This is a genomic window from Pseudomonas sp. WS 5412, from assembly GCF_012985615.1.
GTDB lineage: Bacteria > Pseudomonadota > Gammaproteobacteria > Pseudomonadales > Pseudomonadaceae > Aquipseudomonas > Aquipseudomonas shahriarae.
Genome location: NZ_JAARMB010000069.1, coordinates 1 through 538, shown reverse-complemented (window position 1 = coordinate 538; position 538 = coordinate 1). Strand labels below are relative to the sequence as shown.

The window sequence follows — 538 nt, the reverse complement described above, 5'->3', positions numbered from 1 at the left end:
CATTCGCCGAAAATTCGATAATACTCAATTTGAGTAACTCACAAATTTTACCTTAGCCTGATCCGTTACCAGTGAAAGTAACGTTCAGTCTATCTTTCTATCACATACCCAAATTTTTAAAGAACGAACTAGTCAAAGACTAGAAATCAACATTCACCATCGCATCGATGGAATGCTCATTTCTAAGCTTTATACAGACAGAAGCAGTAGTGGTGGAGCCAAACGGGATCGAACCGTTGACCTCCTGCGTGCAAGGCAGGCGCTCTCCCAGCTGAGCTATGGCCCCGTATTTCTACAGGCGTTTCCCACACAAAATTGGTGGGTCTGGGCAGATTCGAACTGCCGACCTCACCCTTATCAGGGGTGCGCTCTAACCAACTGAGCTACAGACCCAATTTCGGGCTGCTTCTTTCGTCTTCTTCAATGAATCAAGCAATTCGTGTGGGAACTTATGGAGCAGCTGATGTCGTCGATTAAGGAGGTGATCCAGCCGCAGGTTCCCCTACGGCTACCTTGTTACGACTTCACCCCAGTCATG

Annotated in this window: 2 tRNA genes and 1 rRNA gene; all 3 read right to left on the bottom strand. The window is 47.2% G+C overall.

Going from position 1 to position 538, the window contains the following annotated elements:
* Positions 1-210 precede the first annotated feature (210 nt).
* Positions 211-286, bottom strand: a tRNA-Ala gene (locus HBR94_RS28420).
* 30 nt (positions 287-316) lie between these two features.
* Positions 317-393: transfer RNA gene (locus tag HBR94_RS28415), tRNA-Ile, on the bottom strand.
* An 81-nt stretch (positions 394-474) separates the two neighbouring features.
* Positions 475-538, bottom strand: a 16S ribosomal RNA gene (locus HBR94_RS28410); the annotation flags it as partial.